This window comes from Paracoccus sp. M683 (assembly GCF_007096355.1).
Lineage (GTDB): Bacteria > Pseudomonadota > Alphaproteobacteria > Rhodobacterales > Rhodobacteraceae > Paracoccus.
The window spans coordinates 1-2,991 of sequence record NZ_VKDF01000043.1 but is presented as its reverse complement, the minus strand read 5'-3'; the positions used below and the strand labels follow the sequence as shown (position 1 = coordinate 2,991).

The window sequence follows — 2,991 nt, the reverse complement described above, 5'->3', positions numbered from 1 at the left end:
GTAACCGTCCGGTGAAGCTGCCTACGTTTTCTTTGGCTTCCATTTCTTTGCGAGCTTGAAGACTTCGGAGCGGAGTTCGTCGGCGTCGGGGACATGCGGATCGAATGGCCCGCCCGCCCATTCTGTTAGGTCTTCGTGTTCGGGGTGGGCTTTATCGCCGATTGCCTTGAGGAAGTGTTCGTATCCCGGGAGGCCGCCGACGTCCTCGGGCGGGCATCGTCCCGTGATGTCGACCAGTCGGGGATAGAGGTTTCCGGGTGTGGGATCACCGATTGTGTTGACCTCAATCGCATGGGCCCAGTCATCTCCAAAATCGTAGACGTAGCGGATCGGGGCTGCTCCGGCAGCGTCGATGAGGTCAGCAAGTTTGGCCTTTGCGACTGACAGCGCGTCGTTGCCGAAGGCGGGATCGGGCAAGGTCCAGCGGACCGTGCCTGCCATAAACTCGTAGAGATGAGCGTTCTCCCACCCCATGGATGCCTGGATAACGAGATGAAGCCGATCGAGGCGGATGTCGGTGGGCACCTCGAGGATCCGCGAGACGACGGGCTCGATGCCTTCGAGAGTGATCTTCAGACGCGTGATGGTCATGCCGGGACAGTGTCCTTCTATTTGTCGGTCCGCCAATGCCACGGCAGCAGATCGTCGATGCGGGTGATTTTGTGGTCGGGGATACAGGCCAGTGTATCAGCCAGCCAGGCCTGCGGATCAACGCCGTTCAGTTTGGCGGTTTCGATCAGGGTGTATGCGATTGCGGCGGCGCGGCCGCCGGTCAGCGATCCGACGAAAAGATAGTTCTTTCTGCCGATGGCGATGGATCGCATCGCCCTTTCGGCCGTGTTGTTGTCCAGTTCCAGAATGCCGTGATCGAGATAGGGGCGGAGCCGTCTTATGCGGGTCAGGGCGTATCGGATGGCCACGGCCAAAGGCGATTTGCCCGAGATGGATGGCAACTGGGCGTGCAGCCATGCTTCGAGGTGGTTAAAGATTGGCTTCGCCTTCACCTGTCGGATCTGGACGCGGCTGTCCGGCGGCGATCCCCGCGCTTCCTTCTCGATGGCGTAGAGCTGCGCGATGCGCGTGATGGCTTCGCCGGCGATGGCAGACCCTTGGGCCCTGTGGATGTCGACGAACTTGCGCCGCACGTGTGCCATGCAGGCGACCTCGCGGATGCCGCCGGTCCGGTAAAGATCTTCGAAACCGGCGTAGCCGTCGGCATGCATCCAGCCGTGATATCCTGACAGATGATCTTTCGGGTGCTGCCCTTTCCGGTCGGGTGAGAAGCGATACCAGCTGGCGGGCGGTGTATCGCCACCCCAAGATCGTTCGTCTCGACCGTAGGCCCACAGCCGCGCCGTGGCTGTCTTGCCGGCCCCCGGTGCCAGCATGTTCACCGGAGTGTCGTCCGCGAAGATCGCCTGTCCGGCCAGAACATGTCGGCCGATCGCATCTGCCAGCGGTTCCAGCAGCGCCGTCGACTTGCCTACCCAGTCTGCCAAGGTCGAGCGGTCCAGATCCAGGCCATCACGCTCAAAGATCTGGCTTTGCCGGTATAGCGGCAGGTGATCGGCGTACTTGTTGACCAGCACATGCGCTAGAAGGCCGGGTCCAGGGCGGCCACGCTCGATGGGCCGCGACGGTAAAGCTGCCTGTGTGAACGCCTCGCAGCCGGAACAGGCGAAGCGCGGTCGCACAATCCGGTTCACGATGAACCGACCCGGCACATACTCTAATTCTTCGGTTATATCTTCGCCCAAGCGGCGCAGGGTTCCGCCACAATGGGCGCAGTCGTCATCGCCGGTCGTCAGCTCGATCTCCTGGCGTGGAATATGGTCCGGGATAGGCCGACGCTTCGGTTTGTCCTTCGGGTCTTCATCGGGAAGGCGCAACTTTGCGGTCATCTTCGCAACGGCGATCTCACTGGCTTCAAGGGCCAGCTGAAGCTGATCGATCGTCTCGGACGAGGGGCCGAACCTGTGGCTGCGGTGACCGGCCAGCTGGTGGCGCAGCTTCTCGATCAACATTGCCTGCGACTTCACCTCGGCCAGCAGAAGGGCCGTGAAGCGGCGCAGTTCATCGGGATCTTCCGGCAAAGATTTGGCAAAATCCAGCATGCCTCAGCATAGCAAAACAAGGCCATCGCGGGAATCCCGGATAAACCGCGCGGGGTCATTTACCCTGCTTTGAGCGGCTTCCAGCTGCGTTGCGGCAGACGCCAGTCGATCCCCTCCAGCAGCATCGCCAATTGCGCCGCCGTCAGGGCGATCTTGCCCTCCTTCGCCGATGGCCAAACGAACCGGCCCCTTTCCAGACGCTTTGAGAACAGGCATGCGCCTTGACCATCCCACCAGATGATCTTGATCAGATCGCCACGCCGCCCCCGGAAGACGAACATGTGGCCCGCAAATGGGTCCTGCTTCAGCGTCTGCTCGGCTTGGGCCGCCAGTGTCGTGAACCCGCGTCGCATATCAGTGACACCAGCGGCCAGCCAGACACGCGTATTGACCGGAACCGGGATCATCCTGACAGGCCCCGGATCAGCAACGCCAAGGCCGCCGGATCGTAGGCACCGATGATGCGCAGCCGATGGCCGCCAGCAATATCGATCTCAATCGTCCCTGCCGCCGACGTCGGCATAGGATCAGCGACCGGAACAACGTTATCGATCCGTGGCTGATCGATGATCTCCACTGGTAAGAAACAGGAGATGTCCGCCAGGCCCGCATCGACCGTCTGCTCAGCGTCTGGCGCATACCGTGGGTCACGGAGCCACTTGAATACCATGTTCGCGTTCATTGCATAGCGCCGTGCGACTTGCGCCACCGAAACACCAGCTGCCGTCGTCTGAAAACAGATCGAACGCTTCTCCTCGTCCGTCCAAAGCCGCTTGGTCCGACCCGCCATCAATAACCCCAGAGTGTCCGCTATCCTAAGCGGACACTATCGATTACTCTCTATCTGCGGCAGAGCAGTGAGCCCGGACGGTTACGA

At 61.2% G+C, this 2,991-nt stretch carries 4 protein-coding genes; all 4 read right to left on the bottom strand.

What is annotated here, in order from left to right; all coding sequences use genetic code 11:
• Nucleotides 1–21: 21 nt before the first annotated feature.
• The 4 genes from FNJ84_RS21570 to FNJ84_RS21555 are packed head-to-tail and all read right to left on the bottom strand — an operon-like array spanning nt 22 to nt 2,904.
• Nucleotides 22–591, bottom strand: coding sequence for a plasmid pRiA4b ORF-3 family protein (locus tag FNJ84_RS21570; protein ID WP_143795253.1), 570 nt, complete (start codon nt 589–591; stop codon nt 22–24).
• Nucleotides 592–608: 17 nt separating this feature from the next.
• A complete protein-coding gene (locus FNJ84_RS21565; protein WP_143795252.1) occupies nt 609–2,114 on the bottom strand; it encodes an IS66 family transposase in 1,506 nt (501 codons plus the stop codon).
• Nucleotides 2,115–2,173: 59 nt separating this feature from the next.
• Nucleotides 2,174–2,521, bottom strand: a complete 348-nt coding sequence (gene tnpB / locus FNJ84_RS21560) for an IS66 family insertion sequence element accessory protein TnpB (protein ID WP_143795251.1) — start codon at nt 2,519–2,521, stop codon at nt 2,174–2,176.
• Nucleotides 2,518–2,904, bottom strand: coding sequence for a transposase (locus FNJ84_RS21555; RefSeq protein WP_143795250.1), 387 nt, complete (start codon nt 2,902–2,904; stop codon nt 2,518–2,520). The genes tnpB and FNJ84_RS21555 overlap by 4 nt, the downstream gene beginning before the upstream one ends.
• Nucleotides 2,905–2,991 lie beyond the last annotated feature (87 nt).